Source organism: Pseudomonas sp. NFPP02, from assembly GCF_900119355.1.
GTDB lineage: Bacteria > Pseudomonadota > Gammaproteobacteria > Pseudomonadales > Pseudomonadaceae > Aquipseudomonas > Aquipseudomonas paracarnis.
Map to the genome: position 1 here is coordinate 178,839 of NZ_FPJI01000004.1, position 21,957 is coordinate 200,795.

Sequence of the window (21,957 nt, forward strand, 5' to 3'; positions counted from 1 at the left end):
TGCGCTTGGGTGGCAGCCTGCGCGTTTGGTTTCGATGTCCTGGAACGATGACGGCCGGCTCAACTTTAAAAAGGGTCAGAACTTTTCGAAGATCCTCAAAGGCATTCACGACCTGCAATTGAGTACGGAGCTCGCTGGTGATCTTGCGGCCTTAGGTCTAATTGGTTGCCGTGAACGGAAAAGGACTACCGGCTACCCGATTGCGACGCAGTCCGAATAATCAAGCGTGCGAAGGAGACAAAAATGCAAGTGAAAATAGACGCTCTGCAAACCTTGCTGGACAGCGCGACCTCGTCAGGTGTTCTGGTCCAGGCTGACGGCCAGCCGCGGTTCCTCAGCGCCGACGACAGCAATCCGCAGGTCATAGGCTGGATGCAAGGTTCACCGCCGGTGCCGGGAAAGGTCGTGCGGTTCAGCGACATCTTGCAGTTCCCGCAGACGCGCTGGTCGTTCTCGCATCTGCGCGAGTTGTTGCCAAGCGTGCAGGTCGCGCGTGGAAAGGGAGCAGTCAGCCCGTTACCTCGCGCCGAACGCGGAGACATCGACGCCTTGGTATTCACTCCACTGGGCAGCGACCGCACTATGACTTGGGAACAGTCACTGAAAGCCAACTACACAGATGGGATCCTTGTACTGCACCGTGGGCAAGTGGTCTATGAACGCTACTTCGGTGCGTTGACTGATCAGGGCCAGCACATTGCGATGTCGGTCACCAAATCTTTTATTGGCACCTTGGGAGCGATGCTGGTCGAGGAGGGTAGTATCGACCCACAGGCTAAGGTCAGCCACTACGTTCAGGAGTTGAAGGACAGTGCATTTGGCGATGCCACGGTACGCCAGGTAATGGATATGACAGTCGGTGTTCGCTACTCGGAAGACTACGTCGACCCCAAAGCGGAAATCTGGGAGTACTTCCGAGCCGCCCATATGATACCGCGGCCGGAGGGATACGCTGGCGCTACCTCGGTGACCGAATATCTGATGAAACTGAGCAAAGAGGGCGAGCACGGTCAGGCCTTTGCATACAAGACGGTCAATACCGAAGTTTTGTCCTGGGTGATCCAGCGCGCGACTGGCAAATCCGTCGCGTTCAATCTACAAGAACGCATCTGGAGCAAGCTGGGCGCCGAGCAGGACGCCTACTTGATCGTTGATGAGGTGGGTACAGCGATTACCGGTGGCGGTTTCAACACCTCGTTGCGTGACTTGGCCCGTTTCGGCGAGATGATGCGCCTGGGCGGCAAGTTTAATGGCCAGCAAATCGTGCCCAAGAGCGTGATCGCCGATATTCGCGGAGGAGCGAGCCAGCAAGACTTCGCCAAGGCAGGCTATGAGCTGCTGCCTAACTGGAGTTATCGCGACATGTGGTGGGTGTCCCACGACACTCATGGCGTCTACTCGGCGCGTGGGCTCCATGGACAATGCTTGTATATCGACCCCAAGGCGAAAATGGTCATTGTGCGCTATGCATCGCACCCCCTGCCTAGCAGTTCCAACTTCGATCCGACTACCTTGCCCGCCTATCGAGCGGTGGCCAATTACCTGATGTCTAACTCGCTATAGTGAGATGAAAAGCGGTAATAACAGACATTGGCGAATGGGCGGCAGTGTACCGCGATGTACCGTTCGCCAATGTTGAGTCGTTTCGCTGGAACGAATACCGCTTAGACCGGTTGACCAACGTAGGTCTGAACAATTACTTGTTTTTTTAATAAGTTAATACTGGAGCATGCTGTGAGCTCGCTAACTAATTCTCAAAAACCTAGTTATAGAAATTGCGTGCTTATAGCATATCTTTTGCTGGCTAGGCGAAAATCAGTTTATGGTTCCTTGGATAAGCTGCTCAAAAATTTTCGAAAATTACGAGAGCAGGGCCCTGCAAGACCAACTATTAAAATGCAAAAAAAAATCTCCATACAACTCCAAATGGTTGATGGTGTCGAAGTTTACAGGTTAGCCCCTAAGGATGACCAAGCAAGCTCCAAACATATTTTCTATCTTCATGGTGGAGATTACGTTTTACCTATCACTTTTTTGCACTGGCGCTTTCTTCAAACTTTAGTCGAAAGATATGGCTATATTATTATAGTGCCGCTCTACCCACTTGCACCAGAAGCCAAATGTAAAATCGTTATTTCTCGCATGCTATCTATATATAAGCTTGCTTGCTTTAACGCTCGCCGTCACGCAATGAATGTAATGGGCGACTCAGCTGGCGGCGGCCTTGCAGTTGCCCTCTGCTACGCGTTAACAGACATCGGATCCATTCAACCTACAAAGCTAGTATTAATTTGTCCGTGGATGGATGTCACTTTGAGCAACGAGTTGATTTCAAAAACCGAAAAGTCAGATCCAATGCTCTCCGCGAGGGGGGTAAGAGCAGCCGGTATGATGTATGCGGGAGATCTTGGCACGGACCACAGCTACGTGAGTCCGATTAACGGAGATCCAGTAAATCTACCTCCGATCCTTATTTTCGCTGGCACCCGCGATATTGTTCACCACGATACAATTAATTTCTGTGAGAAAATGTTGGCTCTTGGAGGTGAGATTCAATTGCATATAGGGCGAGGAATGATTCACGCGTGGCCAATCTTCCCGATACCTGAAGCGAAACAAGCCATGGATAAAATAGCTTGTTTTCTTTAGCGTTAGTATGAGTGTCAGCTATCAAGTACATAAGTGTTTTAGAGTAATGCTATATGGTGCGAATTGCTCTATTTGGAAACTTAGATCTCGCGGCTAACGACGGCATTGAGATTGCGATGCTGACTTCATGCTACAACGCGAACGGAGGGCGCTTCTTTGTAACGTAAGATACGGTAGTTGTAATATATGGCAGGTGTCTCAAGACCAGTAGGTTCGTTATGCGATTAACAGTGGTAATATTATCCTGCTCTGTCTACGTGAGTATTTTTTCACTGTGCGCATCTGCGGATAACGTAATGCTGAAAAATGGTGACCGTGTTAGCGGAGACATCATTTTAATGGAGGGCGCAAATCTTGTTCTAAGTACTAGTTACGGAGGCGATATAACGATTAGTAAGAGCCAGATTCAAACTTTGGAAAGCAAGCAACCACTCATGGTAAAGCAAGTGGGCCAGTTGCAAGGAACTGTTGAATCGATTCAAGCCGCCCCGCAAGGCAATGTGCGAGTTGGTGTGGGCGTTGGTTTGAGTCTCGTCGATCTTAACAATATCAACCAAATTATGAAACCCCAGCCCAACCTCGCGACTGCAATTTGGAAGGGAAATATTGACCTTGCGCTTTATGCCGAAAAGGCTAAGACAGAGAGTGATAATGTTGAGCTTGCGACAAAAACAAGTTTTGTCAATGGCGCTTGGCGGCATAACGCGAATGCTCATTTCCGAGAAGACGAGGCTGAGGTTTCAAGTACGGCAAGCTGGAGTGCCGAGTACTCCGTTGATCGTTTCCTTACCGATAACTGGCTTTGGGAAGGAGGCCTCAATTACAAAAAGGATCAGTTTGAAGACCTAATAACTAGGCGAAAAATTGGCACCGGTCCCGGCTACCAATTCTGGGACGACCAATTAGGCAAGCTTACCGTTGTTACACTGTTGAATCGTATGCGTTTCGGTTACTCGAACGGTAGCAGCAATACATTTTACTTCACATCTGTCCGCTGGGACTTCAAGAGATTTCTGGTCGGAAGAAAGTTTGATTTTTTTGCATCGGGTGAGCTGGGAAGGCCACTCAGCGATATAGCATGCTATGCTTATGACTCTGAACTAGGCTTGCGCTACAGCGTCACGGAATGGGCTTCCTTAAATCTGAAATATGAGCGCGCGGTAGTCGCGGGTAAATCCGACAATACCAACTTGGATAGTGCTAGATATACAGCTGGTTTTGGTGTGAATTGGTGATGAATATTTTGCATGCATGGATGAGTGCCCAGTGCGAACTTGTACCCGAATTTCGGCCATCGGCAGAGCACTCGATTATAATCTCAAACACTGCGCAGCGCTGGTGGCTACCGCAACGGCGGGGCTGTGTCCATTGATAGTAATTGGGCGGATGAACAGATCAGCTCATGAGCTATTGGACGTAATTTCGTTTTGGCAGTACCGTCATAGTTGACTGTGTTAACCCAGTAATCAAAAACCGAAAGACGGCGAGTGATATTGCCATACGCTTTGGTGATACTTTAATGACAGCCAAGTGATCTGCTCTGATAAAAACGAACACCAGCACCGGGTAGAAATCAGAAAAATTGATATTCTTAGGCTGACTCCGCCGACCTGGCAATCTGTACTGGATCACGAATATGAGACGTGGGCAAGCGATCCATTTAATTTAGACACAGCCCTGACGTCTCCGGTGCAGCAGTGGCGATGATTACCGAATGTTTTATCCAAAGAGTAGCGTCATCTAAAGTCTAAATCGCAAAAAATGCGATTAGCAGACGCTTACTTAGAAGGTGCTTACGGCGTAACTTAATGCGTCTCGTCTTATATGAGGCGAGCTGTTTAGATGTAAAAACTCAGATTCGGCTATGGAGGGCTGCGACGCCTATCCATTTCAATACTAGGAGATAAAGCGTGAGTCGTAGCAAAAAATTGTTGGGTTGTGCATTTGTTATGGCCGTGTTGGTAGGGGCACTCTGGGGGGCATGGGAATTTTCATCACCCTCGGTTCAACCCTTTGCTTCGCTAAGACCGCAAGTCGGTCAAGGATCTCCAGACTTGACTGTGCGTTTTCTGGGCGCTGGCACATTGAGCTTCGATGATGGGGAAACTGCGATCATGGAGGACGGTTTTTTCTCACGACCAAGTATTTATTCGGTGCTACTGATGCCTATACAGCCTAATGAGCAGCGCATCGATGCAAGTTTGCGCAGCGCTGGCATTTCCAAACTTGCAGCGATATTCGTCGCGCACTCGCATTACGACCATGTCCTGGACAGTGGCTTGGTAGCTCTCAAAACAGGCGCTACCGTATTGGGAACAGCATCGACTGCCAACGCCGTTTTAGGTGCCGGATTACCTTCTGAGCGTATAAAGATAATCAAAGACGGAGAATCTTTTTCGTTTGGTCAATTTCAAATTAAAGCCTTTGAGACCCCGCACTCACCAAATCCCACCTCACCAGGCTTCATAGATCATCCGCTACACACCCCTGTCAGGCAGGGAGATTTCAAAGTTGGCGGAAACTTCTCATATCTGATCATTCATGGCAGCCGTCGCCTTCTGGTGATCGCCAGTGGTAATTACAGTCCAGGCAAGTTCAAGGATGTCAGGGCAGATGTGGTATTTCTTGGCATCGGAACTTTAGGTAAACAAACCCCGGAGTTTGTCGCTCAATATTGGCAAGAGGCGGTTGTCCAGACTGGCGCTAAAATCGTGATCCCGATCCATTGGGATAATTTTTTTGAGCCCTTGGACCAACCGTTGACCGCTATGCCGCGTATATTGGACGCATTCGATCAGAGCATGGGCATGTTGATCCCTCTGGCACAACGGGACGCTGTGAAGATGCAACTGCCTGTCGCTTTCGCCCCTATCAATCTAGATGCCTGGTAGCCATCGAATAGGCCCGCCATTCGGTTGGCATACGGAAGCCTCGGCCAAATTATGAAAGCGCAAGGACCTGATTTTATTAGGGAAATACGGGCGGGCTATGGCGTCCAAAAAATAGCCCCATGTGCTCGGTCTTGTGTCGGTTAAAGGCAGCAGTAACCAGCCAATTCAAGCTCTTTCTGAAGGAATGCTTTAGGCCGATAGTTGCGTCTTGCCGTTGTGTCGAGGGCCAATTCAGGGAGTGGGTGAAGCGATGGCGGCGATGCTGACCAGCCAAGATTGGAGCGAAAACAGTTCCGCAATGAAAAATCAACGTCGCGCAAACGAAGGTCTCCAGCCGTTTTGATACATCACAAATGCGGAAAAGTAGTTTGTTTAACTAATTGATTTTTAAGGTTTTACTTGTGGATTGCAAATCCGCCTACGCCGGTTCGATTCCGACCTCGGCCTCCACTCTTAGAAACCCCGTAGATTAGCGTCTACGGGGTTTTTTGTTGTCTGGGATTCGGGAAGTGTTCCGCAACCTAGAGGCAATTGCCACGTTATGGCGTACGCTCTGGGCGAAATCCTTGTGGTAGTCATGCCTGATAGCTGAGCCTTGCTTTTGAGCTGCATGAGCGAACGCTGGCAATCTGTGTTTTGTCATAGGCGCATGAAACAGTGTGGGGATTTAATATTTACAGTACTTATGGCATATTGCTTTTTTACATGCCAAGGGATCCGGGATGAAAGTTTTCGTAAGCTGGTCAGGTCAGCGCAGTAAAGCCGTTGCAGAGCTGCTGAGTGACTGGATAAAGTGCGTGTTGCAAGCTTCTCAACCATGGATATCTACGCGAGATATTGATAAAGGGGCCATCTGGTTTTCTGAAATTTCTGACCAGCTGCGTGAAACGGCCGCAGGCATAGTTTGTTTGACACAAGAAAATAAAAATAAGCCTTGGATCCTCTTTGAAACGGGTGCTCTTGCAAAGGGGCTGAGCACTAACCGCGTTTGTACATTTTTGGTTGATTTATCTCCGGCAGATATTGAAGACCCTCTCGCACAATTCAATCATACTTCTCCCGAACGTTCATCAATGTGGGGGCTCATAAGTTCATTGAACTCTTGCCTTGATAACGCACGTTTGGAAGAGCGCATATTAAAGCAAGTCTTTGATACGTATTGGCCTACATTCGAATCTTCTTTCAGGGATGTACTTGCAAACACGCCAGCGGAGACTGACGTGGCACCGAGGTCTGGTGATAGTATTTTGGCTGAAATACTATCCAATACTCGGATGTTAAGTAGCAGGGTTCGTGAATTGGAGCACCGTGTTTCGGGCTCCAGTGAGTCTGTGATTGAAGTAGGGCCACAATCCAATGTTGTTAAACTAATGAAAATGGCGCAGGCTCCAGAAATTTCAGTTGGTGAAATTCTCACCGCAGCGAATCTCTTGGGTGTGTCCGGGGTTGAACTTGAAAATATACTCGGCTCACATCGAAGTATCGACGGTCGGGTATATTCGAAGAGAAAATATAATGTGAAGGGCTCCGAACCTGATTCCTCGCAATAGAATTAGAGATTTACGCATCGGCCCGTAGGTAAGTTTATTTTTAGTATCAGTTATTTGGTTGGTTTAACTATCTCGCCAGCACGCCTATAGACTTTCTTGGTCATTTCTTCCGTAGAATGGCGGAGCAGTCGGCTGGCGTGAGCCTACTCGATCTCACTTACTGCTTTCAGCTGGCGAGTACGATGGTGGTTGGGGTACGCTGCTACGGCTAATGGGCATCATGATTAACTCAGGAACAAGCATGGAAGAGCTGAGAGCAGAATTTGCACGGGCGATTGAAGATGCGATCCAGGAATGCTACAGGATTAGCTACACGCCGTCGGTGTGGGAGCGGATGAACAGTCAGTATGGGGCAGTTGACGCGGCCATGAGGCTTGTAACGTCGGGAGATTTTCAGGATGGGTTCAAGCGGCTGCTTGCAGAGAATCGGCCTGAGCTAACAGTGGAATCACACATACTCCAACCTAGGTTCTCAGCACTATTTGGCCGTGAGGTTCAAGAGTTGGCTCAGTGGCGCTTAGATAACGCACAGCGATAGCTGTCTCTCAGTTGCTCTCCGCAAGTGACGGCAATTTGGGTTGGGTTGGGTCAAACCGCCAAGTTCCCCCTAATGCAGTTCAAGCTACAAGCCGTAGAAAGCTCTCTGGAGGCTCGGTAATATTAAATTGCCCTCGGTCATGCCTGAAGCGTAACGAGCGTGATTCGTGCGCAATTACTTGCAACTATCGTGAATTCTTGACCTTAACGTCCAGCCACTAAGCTGGGCTTTTCATTGGATGGGGCAGCGATGGAGCTGGTAGTAAACGAAGAGCAAATAGCAGAAAATCTTGCTGAGCTGGACCGTGCGGGTTCTTCTGCCGGGGACGATCAACAGATCTATCTTGACCTCGTCAAGCTGGGAAATGCTATCTGCCCTACCTAAATGAATCGGGTATCGCTTTTGCTCCGTCACGCTTTATCGGTTACGAGAAAAACAAGATCCGAGCCCATGGCTCCAATCTGGACAAACACGGTAGCAGAACTAACGCTGCCCTTAACAGGATCTATGGTTCATACCCTGTCCAGAATGGAAGTTTGCAGCTGGAGTTTGAACATTTCTGTATCTCAATTGGTGTTAAGCCAAGCCGCAATGGGAGCTTTGGTGCTACTCGAAAATATTGGTTAGCCGAGGATGTGGCCGAGGTCATCGCAAATGCACAAGAGCAGCAGATTCTGGCTGACGCGATGCTCACTGAAACAGAAAAGGTCTGATAATACTCGCGCGAGTCGGTCAGGGCGCTTTCCGCAAGAAACTCGTCAAGCTTTGGGGCAAATGCTCCGCCACGGGCTGCTCGCAAATCAACATTCTCAAAGCCTCTCACATCAAACCTTGGCGTGAGTCGAGCAACGCAGAGCGGCTCGACGTATACAACGGGCTGCTGCTGAACCCAAGCCTCGACACCCTTTTTGACAATGGCTATGTTTCGTTTGACGATGAGGGACATATCCTAATCTCACCATACCTGTCTGACAGTAACCGGAAAATCCTGAATTGCTCAGTAGATTTGAGCGTAGAGCTATCGCCTCCACACCTCAAATATCTCGCATGGCAGCGGGAACATCTGTTTCGAGCTTAGATCTAGGCATGAGTCTCACGACGCCAGTTCACCATCAATGGATGTCGCTAATCAATGCCTGCTTCTGGCCGGTTGCAGCCCCTTTGCGACAGACAGCAATCGGACAGCAGTAGAGGGAGCTGGATTGAATCAAATAGATCAGCCCCTCTTAGCTCGAGGTGCCGGCCGCCTTCCGCTCGATGCGGAATCCGCCAACTACGGGCTTCCAGTTTATTTTAGTCGCGAAACCCTCGAAAGATAAGCGATAGAAGGGCTGGCGGCCCGTTCGGCTTGTCGCTTTTCAGCGCGTGAGTCCAGCACGTGCGCCAGGCTTGAGTAAGCAACTCCACTTAATGCCCCTGTCAGCACGCCCATTGGTCCCCCGAGGAGGTACTCATAAAGAAGTGCCGCCGAAGTACCGGTTGCGAATGTGAGACCAAGCCCTTTAACCAAGTTCGGCCAAAGTTTGTCCCGGGCAGCGCCGATTGCGGCTTGGTACTCTCTCACTTCCTTTGAAATTTCCATACTCAATGCTATTTGGCTGCGGGATAATTCAGCATAGGAAGTCGTATTGGATATCTGTATAAGGCGGTTGGTCAATTCATTGACGAGCGCGGCACGATCACCACGCGTGTTCTCGCGAAAGCGAAGAATCGTATCAAACCTTGCGGACTCAAGTGCCTGACGCGGCATGAGTGATTCAAGAAGCTTTACGGCGGTGCTTGTCGCTGATTGTGACAATTGGGTAGAAACTGGATCCGTCCACTCGCTATCGGGCGTCAAAGTGCGGGTTGCCTTGCGCAACAGTAGTCTGTGATGTAATTCGCTGTCCGTTATGGGAGACAGTCCCAGATCCGCCGCCGCCGCCAAATGAAAATTCAAGGCTGCTGCAGAGCCCGCCGCGTATGACAAGGTCCACGCGTAATGGTCGTCCGCCTCGTTAATAAGATGCTCTCTTGCAGTATCGGTACCCAAAAAATGGCGAAATTCCGTCGGGATTTTCTGTGAAAACATCTGCCAAGTCGGCTGTTGTGTGTCGGTCTGCCTCTGGTGCGGCAAGCCGAATACAGATGGATTACTTGCCATTTTGCACCACAATGGATCCTGGAGATCACTTATGGCCGCTAAGGACGTCTCTGGTCTCTTAAAAGCAGCAAGGCTTTGCGGGTCGACGATGGATAACGCCCCTTCCTGCTCTAGAGTTTTGAGGTCCTGCTCCAAAACCCTATATTTAAAAAACCGTGGATCCTCATTAATTTCAAGGCTTCGAAATAGTCCGGCGCGCCATTCCGCGTCTTTGACCGGTTCCAGAAAAGTAACACCGTCGAACACCAGCATCAATTGTTTCAGCGCACAGCTGTCCATGCAGCGTGAGAAAGGATAATAGAGTCCCTGTAGTAATGTGTTTTCGACGCTCATAGTCCATTATGCCTTGTGGTATCGATTGGTAATGATATCAACTAATACACGTAATACGTGAATAGTTCCTCATTTTCTGAGCGTGGCGACATTCTCCTATTGGCCGAAAGCGGTTAGGTGAATGATCTGGATTTTTTACTCTTTTGGATTCGTAATGATTTTTTCCAACCTTATTTTATGAAAAAAAACAGGTACGAAAATCAGTTTCGTAACTCAAGTCGTACCTCTTGCCCTGCCTGGCTTACGGGCTCTGAGGTTTACCACCGTGCGGAACTGAGTTTTAGTCAGCTATTTAAATCTGTGGATTGCAAATCCGCCTTCGCCGGTTCGATTCCGACCTCGGCCTCCACTCTTAGAAACCCCGTAGATTAACGTCTACGGGGGTTTTTATTGCCTGGGATTTGGCAGCGCCTCTAACGCTGCGTGAAACTGAACCAAACAAATGATGTCCGATTGCTATCGGCCAAGTACGAGGTCCGCCAAGCGCGCATTGGGTCTACGCTCAGTAAAGCCTCAAGCGACCTCCTCATGCCGGTTTAGCCGCGCGCTTATCCTGCCAGCGCAGGATAACGCCCGCACTCATCAAAGCTGACAGAGTGACCCATGAAACAAAAAATTCTTCTTGTAGCCGTGTGTGCTGCACTCATCCAAGGCTGTGCCGCCCCTTCCAAAAGCCATGAAGAATCACCTTCAATGCCTATTACCTCAGCAGCTGTAGCCCAGCCAACCTTATCCGCTTACGACTGGAACCTGGTCTCGGCAACGGATGCGTCGGGCAAGCCTCTTGTGGCGATGAACAAAGGCATCGAGCGCAAGTTGCGCGTTGCCTTCGGTGACAAGAACCTGAGCATCAGCGGTGGCTGCAATCGTCAGTTCGGCGGCTTTCACTATCAGGACGGAGTGCTGAAGGTTCAGCCACTGGCCTCTACGCTGATGGCCTGTGACAAGAGCCTGATGGACCTTGATGCCCAAGTAGGGCGGCTGTTCAAGGGTGATCTGCGAGCTGTGATCACCGGCGATAACGTGGCGCCGATGCTGCAACTGACGACAGCGGATGGCTCGGTGCTCAAGCTGCAAGGCGAGGCCACCCCGCAGACCCGCTACGGTAGCGAGGGTGAGGTCAAGTTTCTGGAAGTGGCGGCCAAGACGGTCAAGTGCAGCCATCCTTTGATCCCAGGTTATCAGTGCCTGCAAGTGCGCGAGCGTCGCTATGACGACGCGGGCCTGCAACTGGCGACCCAAGACAGCTGGCATCCGCTGTACCAGCCTATCGAAGGCTTTGTGCATCATGACGGCGTGCGCACTGTGCTGCGGGTCAAACAGTACGAATGGAAGAATCCGCCAGCGGATGCGCCTTCGACGGTCTACGTGTTGGATATGGTGGTCGAGCAGGACGCTTCTGGCAGCAAGTAAGCGAACACAAACCCCGTAGATCAGCGTCTACGGGGTTTTTTATTGCCTGTGATTTATGCGTGTTTTCGACGAGTGACACGTCTAGATCAAGGGTCCTGGGTCGATCAGGGGTTGTCACGTGCGGATTTGCCGACTACCCTGAAAATGTTTGAATTATTACAAACAATTTCGGTGTGACTGTTTTTTAGGTCATACGGCTTCAGGACGAGGAACGAAAAATGTTTTCACATGAAGGTACTGCACTAGAGCTGTTGGTCTTGGTTTTTGGCGTCACTGGGTTATTGTTGATCGCCTGGTTTATTCACCATCAATACGAGCTAAAGTCGCGTAGGCATGTAAAAAAACAACATGTTTCTGGCCAGCAGCGTGAAGCTCAGAGCCGCTGACTGTCCCTTCACCCGTGCCAGCCTTTACGGCTGGCTTCAGCATCCGGTTTTCAATGGACTGCAAGGTTTTCCCGAGCCCACTGCTCAGCAGTGGTGACAGGAATCGATTGTTGCTCGTTGAACGTGGCCGCCTTAGGCCAGGCCACACCTTTGCCTTGTGCGAATACAGCACGGTACTTCTTGATGTGGTGCGTGGGGTCTTTTTCCAGTGCCTGCATGAGATAGTCAACCGTCCACACGTTGCGTTTGAACGGGCGATCCAGAACGCGTTCCAGCATGCTCGCAACCTGCCCATACGTGACGGTGTCGCCGGCGAGATAGACAATCTGATTGCGCATGCGCGGTTCGAAGAACACGATTTGCGCTGTCAGCGTACCGATGTCGTCCGGTGTCGTGAGCGTCACGCTGTTCTCGAGGCTGCCCAGGGCGTTCACTGTGTTGTTGTCGAAGTCGACGACCTCGAACACCGGCTCGAACAGGAAGCTGGTGAACATGCCTGTCGAGATGATGACCCATTCAGTGTTGTCCTGGGCGCGCAGCAACTCACGCACATCCAGTTGGGCATCGAACAGATCCTGGGGGCTGCCCCGGCCAATCACTTCGAAATCCACGCCAAACTGCCAGGGGAAGTAGCGCTTCACGCCGGATTTGAGTGCGGCGGTTGCCAGCTTCATCGGGGTTTCTCGGCCCGCGATCATGCCCGCGCAGCCGATCACGTTATCGAAGCGTGCGAAGACCTTGGCAAGTTGATCGATTGAGTCGTTCACCAGATCTGCGGCGACCATCTGGATGCCCAGGCTGCGCAGCTCATCGATGTCTGCCTTTTTCTCGGGCGCTTGAGTGTTGATGGTCGATTCCCTGAGTAATACGCTGATGGTGGAACCGGGCGCGCGTTTGGCCTCCCGCGCCAGGTTGCGCAAAACCGGCAGGCCGAGTTCGCCGGCACCTAGAACGAGGATCGATTGAGGGGGAAGTGGGGTCATTTCAGGCATGATTTCTCCGCAGACCTGTTGGCGATAAGATGAGCCCATGCTGGCACGATTCGGCAGCGCTCATAAGAAGGCACACGTGTGATACCAGGGGTAGAAATGACCGATCAGGAAACGCTCAGCCAGGCAGAAGTTATCTGCCAGTCGCTCAGGGAGGAGGACGATGGCGTCAGGCGTGAAGTCCTTGCTCACGCCGGTAGCCGCTGGGCATTGGGCATCCTGCATGCCCTGGGTGTGTACGGTGCAATGCGTCATGCCGAGTTAAAACGACAGATGACGGGTGTGACTCAGCGCATGTTGACCAAGACGCTTCGTGCCATGGAGCGCGATGGTTTGTTGGTTCGGCGCGAGTTCGGTGAAATTCCTCCCCGCGTCGAGTACGAGCTGACGCCGCTGGGCAGGGAGCTTTTGATTCGCATGTCGCCTATATGGACCTGGGTGGTGGAAAACGTGGAGGACTTTCGCAAGGCTCGGCGTATTTTCGACAGTCAGGAGGGCAAAAAACCGGCATGGCAGGTTCCCACACCGGTTCCCGATGCGCCTCGGTAAGCGCTACTTCTCGATGAAGGCTTTGCAAGTGTACGCCTCGATCCACCCCTAGCTGTACGGGGCGCAGCGCGCCATAACCCACTACTGTCGCAGGCACATCACCACCGCTTGGATGCCGCGCCATGTTCATGTCTACCAGCCTGTTATCAGCCTTCGTGCTGTTCGCTTTTGTCTCTTCGATCACCCCAGGGCCCAACAACACCATGTTGCTGGCCTCAGGCGTAAATTTCGGCTTTCGCCGTTCGATGCCCCATGCACTGGGGATAAGCATCGGCTTCATGCTGTTGGTGATCTGTGTGGGGCTTGGCTTGGGCGAGGTGTTCAAGCTGTTCCCGTGGGCCTATACGCTGTTGCGGTATGTCGGCGCCGCGTATTTGTTGTATCTGGCGTGGAAGATTGCCAATGCGGGCGGCATGTCTGATAACCCGGATGAACATGGCAAGCCGATGACCTTCCTCGGTGCGGCGGCCTTCCAGTGGGTCAACCCCAAGGCGTGGATCATGGCGCTGGGGGCGATCACTACCTACACGCCGGCCGAGGGTTATGTCACCAATGTGCTGGTGATCGCCCTGGTTTTTGCGGTGGTCAACCTGCCGAGCGTGTGTGTATGGGTGGGGTGTGGCAGCGGCTTGCGCAACTTGCTGCGTGAGCCGCGCTGGTTGCGGATGTTCAACTGGTCCATGGCCGGGCTGTTGGTGCTGTCGCTGTATCCGATGCTGTTTGTGGGCTGAGGTGGCGTAGGTAACGCGTTGATTGTCAGGCCGTCATCGCAGCATAGGTATCTACATAACTTAGGCACGACGCTAAATCTGTGGCGAGGGAGCTTGCTCCCGCGACGGCCTGGCAGCCGACACAGATATAACTGATGCGCCGCGATCCAATGTGGGAGCTGGCTTGCCTGCGATGACCATAGGTATCTATACAACTTTGCAAAGCACCCGTAGCAGCCGACGGTAACCACGATGCGAAGCGAGTCGCTCTTGATCTGCTTTTGATCTTAGGCGCCCCGTCAAACCACGCTGGCGGAGTACAGGCACACCGAGCCTAAGCGAGGTGCCGAGTGGTGGGGCAAGAGCGTTTTGCTTACTTTTTGGCTCTTTTCAAAAGTGAGCCGCTGTAAAAGCGGAACCCTAAGTGGCCGCTACCGCAGGAATGGATATGTACACGGTCCAACTGAGTTGACCGTCAGGCCGTCATCGCAGGCAAGCCAGCTCCCACATTTAGGTCTCGGGGCGTCAGGTAGATCACCGTCGGTTGGCAGGCCGTCACGGGAGCAAGCTCCCTCGCCACGATGCGGGATTAGACCGGCGAGATGGTCGCCAACATGCCGATGCCAATGGTCAATACCAAAAAGCCGAACAGGAAAATTGCCATCTTGGTCATAAGGCCTCCGAGGGGAAGGGGACGACAGGAGTGTCGGGATGGGGCTATTGTCCGCCTCAAGCGGTTTTCAATACAGGCGCAGATCGAAAAGAAAAAACCGTATCAGATCACCGCGCAGCGCCTGGGCCGTGGCTTTTCAAGCGAACAGTTTTTATCAAGATCAGTGCAATGGCCGCTGCCAGCCTCGAGCGTCACCTGAGACAGGCACTGCATTTGCCCCTAAGATAGCGCCCACTGCACAACAATAAGCGTGGGCCGACCCTCGATGGAAAGACGCCAGTTCAGCGGTGGCATGCAAGGCAAGAACCTGCGCTACCTCAGTGATAATCCCCAGCAATCGACCTCGGTCACCCGTGTCGGTTTTTTGCTGCTCGAACACTTCTCCTTGCCGGCCTTCACCCAGACCCTCGACACGCTGGTGACCGCCAACCTGTTGCGCCCTGATCTGTTCGCTACGCGCACTTTCGGGTGGGGCGAGGGCGAAGTCATCAGCGACTTGGGCCTGATCATTCGCCCGGATGCGAACCTGATGCTAGCGAGCTTGCAGGACTTGGACCTGTTGGTGATCTGCGGTGGTTTTCGCACCGAACTCAAGGCCAGCGAGCCATTTATCCAATGGCTGCGCAGTGCGGGTGAAGCGGGCGTGCGCCTCGCCGGTTTGTGGAACGGCTCGTGGTTCCTCGGGCGTGCGGGGCTGTTGCAGGGTTACCGCTGCGCCATCCATCCCGAACATCGGCCGGCACTGGCCGAAGTGTCCAAGGCGGCGCAGGTCACCAGCGAACCCTATGTGATCGACCGCGACCGCCTCACCGCGTCCAGCCCCTCGGGGGCTTTCCATATGGCCCTGGACTGGATCAAGAGCCTGCATGGCAAAGCCTTGGTCGAAGGCATCGAAGATATTCTGGCGTTCGAAGAATCGCGCTACCGCCGCATCAAACCCACCGAAAACATGTGTGTCAGCGCGCCGCTGCGCGAGGTGGTGAAGTTGATGGACGCGAACCTCGAAGAACCCCTGGAACTCGATCAACTCGCCGTCTACGCCGGCCGTTCCCGCCGCCAGTTGGAGCGCCTGTTCAAAGAACAGCTGGGTACCACGCCGCAGCGCTACTACATGGAACTGCGCGTCACTGAGGCGCGACGCCTGTTGCAGCACACCGAGTTATCCCAGGTGGATGTGCTGGTGGCGTGCGGGTTTGTCTCGCCGAGCCATTTCAGCAAATGCTACAGCGCGTATTTCGGCTATCGCCCCTCCAAGGAGAAGCGGTTGGTCAAGTAGCCTGGCGGGTGTAGCAAGATTTTCACGAGGAGTGGCAATGGATATCACGCTTTTGGATCGTTATCGCGGCAGCCTAATTGGGCTGGCGTGTGGCGATGCTGTAGGGACGACGGTTGAATTCATGCCCCGCGGCAGCTTTTCTCCCGTGACGGATATGCTAGGCGGCGGACCGTTTAGCCTCAAGCCTGGCCAATGGACTGACGATACGTCCATGGCACTGTGTCTGGCCGAAAGCCTGTTGCGCAAAGGCGGTTTTGACGCGATGGACCAGATGGGACGTTATCTGAATTGGTGGAAGTGGGGTTACTTGAGTTCTACCGGAGAGTGCTTTGATATCGGCATGACGGTTCGCGAAGCGCTGGAGCAATTTCAGCAAAGTGGCAACGCTTTTGCGGGCTCAACGCATCCGTATTCGGCCGGCAATGGTTCAATGATGCGTCTCGCACCTGTCGTGTTGTTTTACTTTCCAGATAGGGCGGACATCCACCTGTTTGCCGAGCAAAGCTCGCGAACTACGCATGCCGCGCATGAGGCTATCGAGTGCTGCCTGCTGCTGGCCGAGGCTATCAGCAATGCCCTGAGCGGCGTGCCAAAGAAACAGGTGCTGAGTTTTTCCCACACCGCGCTGTCGGTTCCTAAGGTCAAGGCTATCGCCTCTGGCGACTATCGCGATAAAACCTCTGCTCAAATCGTTGGCTCAGGTTATGCGGTGGCTTCGCTGGAGGCCGCATTCTGGTGTTTCGATCAGACCTCAAATTTTGCTGAAGCGATACTCGCTGCCGCCAACCTTGGGGATGACGCAGACACTACTGCCGCAATCGTTGGGCAACTGGCGGGGGCGTATTACGGCGTCCAGGCTATCCCTGTCGGTTGGTTGAACAAGCTATGGATGCGCGATGAAATCCAAGAAACGGCTGATGCGTTATTCAGCACTTCGCGCTTACCACGGTAAGGTTTAGAAACGATCTAGCCGATAAGGCTGTAGTTCTGGCACCCGCTCACCCGCAGCAAGTGGCCCAACCCGCTCGGCCGTCACCGCCGCTTGTGTCAGCCCTAGGTGCTGGTGACCAAATGCAAGCAGCACTTTGCCCTCGCACACCCGGTCAATGATCGGCAGCGAGTCGGGCAGGGAAGGGCGAAACCCCATCCAGGGCGTGGCTTCGCTGTCGCTCAGTTCGTGTCGGAACAACCCTTTGCTCAACCGGTGCAACTGCCAGGCCCGTTGCATATTGGCCGGGCGGTCGAGGCCGGCGAATTCGACCGTGCCGGCCAGGCGCAGGCCACCGGTCATGGGCGTCATGATGAATTTGCGCTCCAGCGAAGTGACCGCGAAGGGCAGGCGCTGTTGTTCGTGGGGCAGCATCAGGTGGTAACCGCGTTCGGTGTCCAGCGGCACTTGTTTGCCGGTGAGAGCTGCGGTGAGTTTGGCCGAGTGGGCGCCGCAGGCGATCAGCACTTGCTGCGCTGTCAGTACGCCTTGGTCGGTCATCAGAGAAACGCCACTACCCTCCAGGCGTCCGTCCAGAACGCGCTGCTGAAGAAATTGCACCCCCTCAGCCTTGGCCGCGTTCACCAGTTCGCCAACCACCGTGTACGGGTCCAGAAAGTGTCCGGTAGCGGGGAAGAACAACCCGCCTTGTATGGCGTCGCTCAGTTGCGGCGCAGCCTTGCGCACCGCATCGCCGCCCCAGAAGTCCACGGCGACGCCTTGCTGCCGCATGCGTTGCTGCACTGCATCCAGTGCAGCGCGGGATTCGGCGCGCTCATACACCAATAGCGAACCGTCTTCACGCAGCAATTGCGTTTGACCCATCGATTGCAGCAAGCGTTGCCACGCGCCCAGGCTGCCTTCGTTCAGCGCGCGAAGGCCTGCCACGGTGCGCTGGTAACGCGCTGGCCGCAGGTTGAGCAACAGGCGGATAAACCAGGGCAGGGCGCGGGGCAGGTAGGCCCAGTCCAGGCGCAGCGGGCCCATGGGGTCCAGGAGCATGGCGGGCAAGCGCTTGAGGATCGACAGGTCGGCGATGGGGAACACCTGCTCCGTTGCCAGGTGGCCGGCGTTGCCGTAGGAGGCGCCCATGCCGGGGGCCTGCGCGTCGACCACGACGACTTGGCGGCCTTGGCGTGCCAGCTGCAAGGCGCAGGCGACGCCGATAATGCCGGCGCCGACTACTACGATGTCTGCTTGCTTGGGATCGGCCATGATTATGCTTCTCGCTGGCCGTCGAGCAGGCGCCGCAACCGCAGCGGGTTGTCGTGCTGCAGCTCGGTGGGAAGTAAGGTGTCCGGGAAGTCCTGGTAACACACCGGGCGCAGGAACCGCAGAATCGCCGCCGTGCCCACCGACGTACTGCGCGCATCCGAAGTCGCCGGAAAGGGCCCGCCATGCACCATGGCGTCGCACACTTCTACGCCGGTCGGCCAGCCGTTCACCAGCAGGCGCCCAGCCTTGCGCTCCAGCACCGGCAGCAATGCCCGCGCCTGTGGCAGGTCGTGGTCATCCATGTGCAGGGTGGCGGTGAGTTGACCTTCCAGGTGCTCGGACACCTGGCGCATTTGCTCGACATCACGGCACTGCACCACCAGCGAGGCGGCGCCGAATACTTCGGCTTGCAGGTGTTGATTGTTCAGGAACGCCTCGGCCTGGGTCACGAACAGATGGCCCAGGCCCTGGTTCGGCCCGGTCGCTGGCAAGCCCTTGGCGGCGATGTGAGCGTGCTGGGCCAGGGTCTTCAGGCCGGTTTCGTAAGCGCTGAAGATGCCCGGTGTGAGCATGGGCTGGGACGGGCAACGCGAGAGCCGCTCACTGGCAGACTGAATAAAACGGTCCAGAGCGGCGCCTTGCAGGGCAATCATCAGGCCAGGGTTGGTACAGAACTGGCCGGCGCCTTGGGTCAGCGACGCGACGAATCCTTCGGCCAAGGCTTCGCTCCGAGCTTCAAGCGCAGCAGGAAACAGGTACACCGGGTTGATCGAGCTCATTTCCGCGTACACCGGGATTGGCTCCGGGCGTGCCTGCGCCGCTTGGCACAGGGCGATACCGCCACTGCGCGACCCCGTGAAGCCTACGGCCTTGATGCGCGGGTCGCGCACCAATGCGATACCCACCTCGTTACCCGCGCCGTAGAGCAGTGAAAACACACCCTCCGACAAGCCACACTCTTTAACCGCCTGGGCGATGGCGCGGCCCACCAGCTCGCTGGTGCCGGGGTGCGCGTTATGCGCCTTGACGATCACCGGGCAACCGGCGGCAAGGGCCGATGCGGTATCGCCGCCCGCCACGGAGAAGGCCAGAGGGAAGTTGCTGGCACCGAACACGGCTACCGGGCCCAGGGCGATATGGCGCTGGCGCAGGTCGGCACGGGGCAGGGGTTGGCGCTGGGGCTGTGCGGTATCGACGCGCACGTCGAGCCATTCGCCCAGGCGCACGGTGCGGGCAAAAGCGCGCAGTTGCCCGCAGGTACGGCCGCGTTCACCTTCAATGCGTGCGCGAGGCAACCCGGTTTCGGCGCAGGCGCGTTCGATCAACTCATCGCCCAAGGCTTCGATGTGGCTGGCGATGGTTTCAAGCAACGCGGCGCGATCTGCCAAGGTGGTTTCGCGGTAAGCGTCGAACGCGGCCCACGCCAGTGCGCAGGCCTGGTCGACGTGCTGCTCATCCCCGCAAGCGTAGGCGGGTTCCAGTGGGGTGTTGGTAGCGGGGTTGATCGCCCGGATCGCATCGCGATGGCCGCAAACCGATTGCTGACCGATCAGCATCTTGCCTGTCAGAGTCATGGGGACATCCTGGAAAACAGAGGAGTGTTGTAGGTGCGAGCTTTTGTGGCGAGCAAGCTTGCTTGCGCTGGGGTGCGAAGCGCCCCCAATAAAAGCCGGAGACTGCTGCGCAGTCAGCGGGAGCAAGCTCCCTCGCCACAGCAAGCTCGCTCCTACACAAAATCAAACGACGTTCTGTTCGGCCGACCAGTTGGCATACCACTGGCGGAACAGCGCGTACTGCTGCTCGGCATACCGGCGCTGGGCAGCGCTGAGCTCGTCGGTTTCGTTGAAGTGCAGGGCGTAACCCTGGTTGCCGTTGAGCACCATCAAATGCTTGTAATACAGCACCAGGTCGCAGCCCTCGTCGAACGATGACAACACCGCCAGTGCAGCTTCCAGTTCGCGGGCCTGGCGACGCGCCTTGGCATCGCCCTTGGCGGCCTTTTTGCTCAGGGCCACCAGTTGCAGCACCTCGCGCGGCAGTGCATTGCCGATGCCGGTGATAGCGCCGGTGGCGTTGCAGTTGACGAAGCCGTGTACCACCTGGGTGTCGACGCCGACCATCAGGGTCACATCATCATCCTGGGAGGTGATGTTTTCGGCGGCGTAGCGCAGGTCGGCTGCGCCGCCGAACTCCTTGAAGCCGATCAGGTTCGGGTGTTCGCGGCGCAGTTCGAAGAACAGGTCGGCGCGGGTGGCGAAACCATAGTAGGGGCTGTTGTAGATCACCGCCGGCAGGTTGGGGGCGGCGTTGAGGATTGCTGCAAAGTGGGCCTTTTGCGCAGTGACCGAAGCCCCTCGGGACAGCACGCGGGGAATCACCATCAAACCATGGGCGCCGACGTTGGCGGCATGGGCTGCGTGGGATACGGCTTCACGGCTGTTCACCGCCCCCGTACCGACGATGGTCGGCACACCCGCAGCCACCAGGCGCGCCACGCCTTCCTGGCGCTGGGCCTCGGTGAGCAGCGGCCAGTCGCCCATGGAACCGCAATACACCACGGCACTCATGCCGATGTCGATCAGCTCGCGGCCCTTGGCCACCAGTGCGTCGAAGTCCGGTTGGCGCTCGGCGGTGCAAGGGGTCATCAGGGCGGGCATGCAGCCGGTGAAGATGTTGTCGCTCATGGTGCTAACTCCGGTTTCAGTTGAATGAATAATGGGCTCAGATGCCCCAGGCAAACGGGTCTTGTTCGTCGATCAGCAAGGTGCTGTCGGCGGTCATGTAGGCGCGGCCGGTGATGAATGGGCGTACGCGTTCGCCGTCCCATTCATAGCGGCCCAGGAACTGGCTGCCGGTGATGCTGGCTTGTACCCAGGGTTCTCCTGCGGCCAGTTTTGCGTCGGCGGCCAGGCAGGCGAGCTTGGCGCTGGTGCCGGTGCCGCAGGGGGAGCGGTCATAGGCTTTGCCGGGGCACATCACGAAGTTGCGGCTGTCGGCGTGGGCGTCGTCGGCGAACAATTCGATATGGTCGATCAGCGCACCGTCTGCGCCATGGATGCCTTGGGCTTCGAGGGCCTTGAGCATGGCCCAGGTGTAGTCGGTCAGGGCCTCCACGTTATCCATCTGCAACTCAAGGCCGTGGTCCGACACCAGGAAGAACCAGTTGCCGCCCCAGGCGATGTCGCCCAGCACCACGCCATGCCCAGGCACATCAACCGGCACCTGCTTGCGGTAGCGGTAAGCGGGTACATTGCGCAGGGTCACGCTGCCGTCGTCGTGCAAGGTGGCCGCGACCGGGCCGACCGGCGTGTCAAGGCTGTGCACGCCCGGTTGGATCAGCCCCAGGTGGTGCAGCGAGGCAACCAGGCCGATGGTGCCGTGGCCGCACATGCCGAGGTAGCCGGCGTTGTTGAAGAAGATCACCCCGCAGGTCGCCCCCGGCGTAACCGGCGCGCAGTACAGCGCGCCCACCAATACATCATTACCTCGGGGCTCCAGCAGGCAGGCGCGGCGCCATTGATCGTGGTGGGTGCGCAGGTGCTCCAGTTGCTCGGCGATCGAGGCACCGACCAGTTCGGGAAAGCCGCTCATGACCAAGCGTGTAGGTTCACCGCCGGTGTGTGAGTCAATCACATGCAGCCGTTTCATAAGGCG

The 21,957-nt window shown here is 55.1% G+C and carries 16 protein-coding genes and 2 pseudogenes; 12 read left to right on the forward strand and 6 right to left on the reverse strand.

Annotated features, from left to right (window positions below; all coding sequences use genetic code 11):
* Nucleotides 1-43: 43 nt before the first annotated feature.
* The 7 genes and pseudogenes from BT204_RS27300 to BT204_RS09050 all read left to right on the forward strand — a co-directional run.
* A pseudogene (locus BT204_RS27300) lies at nucleotides 44-121 on the forward strand (hypothetical protein); the annotation flags it as partial.
* 122 nt (nucleotides 122-243) lie between these two features.
* Nucleotides 244-1,563, forward strand: coding sequence for a serine hydrolase domain-containing protein (locus BT204_RS09030; RefSeq protein WP_072446518.1), 1,320 nt, complete (start codon nucleotides 244-246; stop codon nucleotides 1,561-1,563).
* 171 nt (nucleotides 1,564-1,734) lie between these two features.
* Nucleotides 1,735-2,649 carry an alpha/beta hydrolase fold domain-containing protein gene (locus tag BT204_RS09035; RefSeq protein WP_239695912.1) on the forward strand — a complete coding sequence of 305 codons (915 nt, stop codon included), beginning with the start codon at nucleotides 1,735-1,737 and terminating at the stop codon, nucleotides 2,647-2,649.
* Nucleotides 2,650-2,945: 296 nt separating this feature from the next.
* A complete protein-coding gene (locus tag BT204_RS09040) occupies nucleotides 2,946-3,884 on the forward strand; it encodes a DUF481 domain-containing protein (protein ID WP_239695913.1) in 939 nt (312 codons plus the stop codon).
* A 183-nt stretch (nucleotides 3,885-4,067) separates the two neighbouring features.
* A pseudogene (locus BT204_RS28095) lies at nucleotides 4,068-4,400 on the forward strand (kinase); the annotation flags it as partial.
* A 159-nt stretch (nucleotides 4,401-4,559) separates the two neighbouring features.
* Nucleotides 4,560-5,540, forward strand: a complete 981-nt coding sequence (locus BT204_RS09045) for an MBL fold metallo-hydrolase (protein WP_204840107.1) — start codon at nucleotides 4,560-4,562, stop codon at nucleotides 5,538-5,540.
* 722 nt (nucleotides 5,541-6,262) lie between these two features.
* On the forward strand, nucleotides 6,263-7,090 hold the full coding sequence (locus BT204_RS09050; protein WP_072446527.1) for a toll/interleukin-1 receptor domain-containing protein: 828 nt from the start codon (nucleotides 6,263-6,265) through the stop codon (nucleotides 7,088-7,090).
* 1,826 nt (nucleotides 7,091-8,916) lie between these two features.
* Here the strand turns inward: BT204_RS09050 and BT204_RS09070 are convergent.
* The gene (locus BT204_RS09070) at nucleotides 8,917-10,104 is read right to left on the reverse strand and encodes a hypothetical protein (protein WP_072446531.1); all 1,188 of its coding nucleotides are present in this window, start codon (nucleotides 10,102-10,104) and stop codon (nucleotides 8,917-8,919) included.
* A gap of 693 nt (nucleotides 10,105-10,797) precedes the next feature.
* On the opposite strand from BT204_RS09070, the gene BT204_RS09075 reads away from it, so the two are divergent.
* Entirely contained in the window at nucleotides 10,798-11,517 is a 720-nt protein-coding gene (locus BT204_RS09075; RefSeq protein ID WP_229999884.1) for an META and DUF4377 domain-containing protein, read from the forward strand.
* Between the two features lie 436 nt (nucleotides 11,518-11,953).
* On the opposite strand, the gene BT204_RS09080 is transcribed toward BT204_RS09075, so the two are convergent.
* Nucleotides 11,954-12,895 (reverse strand): aromatic alcohol reductase, encoded by a 942-nt coding sequence (locus BT204_RS09080; RefSeq protein WP_072446534.1) that lies wholly within the window; start codon nucleotides 12,893-12,895, stop codon nucleotides 11,954-11,956.
* Between the two features lie 96 nt (nucleotides 12,896-12,991).
* Here BT204_RS09080 and BT204_RS09085 point away from each other — a divergent pair, with 96 nt between their 5' ends.
* The 4 genes from BT204_RS09085 (at nucleotide 12,992) to BT204_RS09100 (ending at nucleotide 17,052) form a co-directional block, all read left to right on the forward strand.
* Nucleotides 12,992-13,441 carry a winged helix-turn-helix transcriptional regulator gene (locus BT204_RS09085; RefSeq protein WP_072446536.1) on the forward strand — a complete coding sequence of 150 codons (450 nt, stop codon included), beginning with the start codon at nucleotides 12,992-12,994 and terminating at the stop codon, nucleotides 13,439-13,441.
* Between the two features lie 122 nt (nucleotides 13,442-13,563).
* Nucleotides 13,564-14,172 carry a LysE family translocator gene (locus BT204_RS09090; protein ID WP_014718583.1) on the forward strand — a complete coding sequence of 203 codons (609 nt, stop codon included), beginning with the start codon at nucleotides 13,564-13,566 and terminating at the stop codon, nucleotides 14,170-14,172.
* A gap of 944 nt (nucleotides 14,173-15,116) precedes the next feature.
* Complete coding sequence (locus BT204_RS09095) at nucleotides 15,117-16,100, forward strand: GlxA family transcriptional regulator (protein WP_072446538.1); 984 nt, start codon at nucleotides 15,117-15,119, stop codon at nucleotides 16,098-16,100.
* Between the two features lie 37 nt (nucleotides 16,101-16,137).
* Entirely contained in the window at nucleotides 16,138-17,052 is a 915-nt protein-coding gene (locus tag BT204_RS09100; protein ID WP_072446540.1) for an ADP-ribosylglycohydrolase family protein, read from the forward strand.
* A 3-nt stretch (nucleotides 17,053-17,055) separates the two neighbouring features.
* On the opposite strand, the gene BT204_RS09105 is transcribed toward BT204_RS09100, so the two are convergent.
* The 4 genes from BT204_RS09105 to BT204_RS09120 form a co-directional block, all read right to left on the reverse strand.
* Nucleotides 17,056-18,303, reverse strand: a complete 1,248-nt coding sequence (locus BT204_RS09105) for an NAD(P)/FAD-dependent oxidoreductase (RefSeq protein WP_072446542.1) — start codon at nucleotides 18,301-18,303, stop codon at nucleotides 17,056-17,058.
* A 2-nt stretch (nucleotides 18,304-18,305) separates the two neighbouring features.
* Complete coding sequence (locus tag BT204_RS09110; RefSeq protein ID WP_072446544.1) at nucleotides 18,306-19,877, reverse strand: aldehyde dehydrogenase (NADP(+)); 1,572 nt, start codon at nucleotides 19,875-19,877, stop codon at nucleotides 18,306-18,308.
* Nucleotides 19,878-20,039: 162 nt separating this feature from the next.
* Complete coding sequence (locus tag BT204_RS09115; protein ID WP_072446546.1) at nucleotides 20,040-20,987, reverse strand: dihydrodipicolinate synthase family protein; 948 nt, start codon at nucleotides 20,985-20,987, stop codon at nucleotides 20,040-20,042.
* 37 nt (nucleotides 20,988-21,024) lie between these two features.
* Nucleotides 21,025-21,951, reverse strand: a complete 927-nt coding sequence (locus BT204_RS09120; RefSeq protein ID WP_072446548.1) for a 4-hydroxyproline epimerase — start codon at nucleotides 21,949-21,951, stop codon at nucleotides 21,025-21,027.
* Nucleotides 21,952-21,957 lie beyond the last annotated feature (6 nt).

What these genes read in the sequence shown, in the direction of transcription:
- BT204_RS09030 (WP_072446518.1), top strand. Translation starts at nt 244, where the DNA reads ATGCAAGTGAAAATAGACGCTCTGCAAACCTTGCTGGACAGCGCGACC.
- BT204_RS09040 (WP_239695913.1), top strand. Translation starts at nt 2,946, where the DNA reads ATGCTGAAAAATGGTGACCGTGTTAGCGGAGACATCATTTTAATGGAG.
- BT204_RS09050 (WP_072446527.1), top strand. Translation starts at nt 6,263, where the DNA reads ATGAAAGTTTTCGTAAGCTGGTCAGGTCAGCGCAGTAAAGCCGTTGCA.
- BT204_RS09070 (WP_072446531.1), bottom strand. Translation starts at nt 10,104, where the DNA reads ATGAGCGTCGAAAACACATTACTACAGGGACTCTATTATCCTTTCTCA.
- BT204_RS09075 (WP_229999884.1), top strand. Translation starts at nt 10,798, where the DNA reads ATGCCTATTACCTCAGCAGCTGTAGCCCAGCCAACCTTATCCGCTTAC.
- BT204_RS09080 (WP_072446534.1), bottom strand. Translation starts at nt 12,895, where the DNA reads ATGCCTGAAATGACCCCACTTCCCCCTCAATCGATCCTCGTTCTAGGT.
- BT204_RS09085 (WP_072446536.1), top strand. Translation starts at nt 12,992, where the DNA reads ATGACCGATCAGGAAACGCTCAGCCAGGCAGAAGTTATCTGCCAGTCG.
- BT204_RS09090 (WP_014718583.1), top strand. Translation starts at nt 13,564, where the DNA reads ATGTTCATGTCTACCAGCCTGTTATCAGCCTTCGTGCTGTTCGCTTTT.
- BT204_RS09095 (WP_072446538.1), top strand. Translation starts at nt 15,117, where the DNA reads ATGCAAGGCAAGAACCTGCGCTACCTCAGTGATAATCCCCAGCAATCG.
- BT204_RS09100 (WP_072446540.1), top strand. Translation starts at nt 16,138, where the DNA reads ATGGATATCACGCTTTTGGATCGTTATCGCGGCAGCCTAATTGGGCTG.
- BT204_RS09105 (WP_072446542.1), bottom strand. Translation starts at nt 18,303, where the DNA reads ATGGCCGATCCCAAGCAAGCAGACATCGTAGTAGTCGGCGCCGGCATT.
- BT204_RS09110 (WP_072446544.1), bottom strand. Translation starts at nt 19,877, where the DNA reads ATGACTCTGACAGGCAAGATGCTGATCGGTCAGCAATCGGTTTGCGGC.
- BT204_RS09115 (WP_072446546.1), bottom strand. Translation starts at nt 20,987, where the DNA reads ATGAGCGACAACATCTTCACCGGCTGCATGCCCGCCCTGATGACCCCT.
- BT204_RS09120 (WP_072446548.1), bottom strand. Translation starts at nt 21,951, where the DNA reads ATGAAACGGCTGCATGTGATTGACTCACACACCGGCGGTGAACCTACA.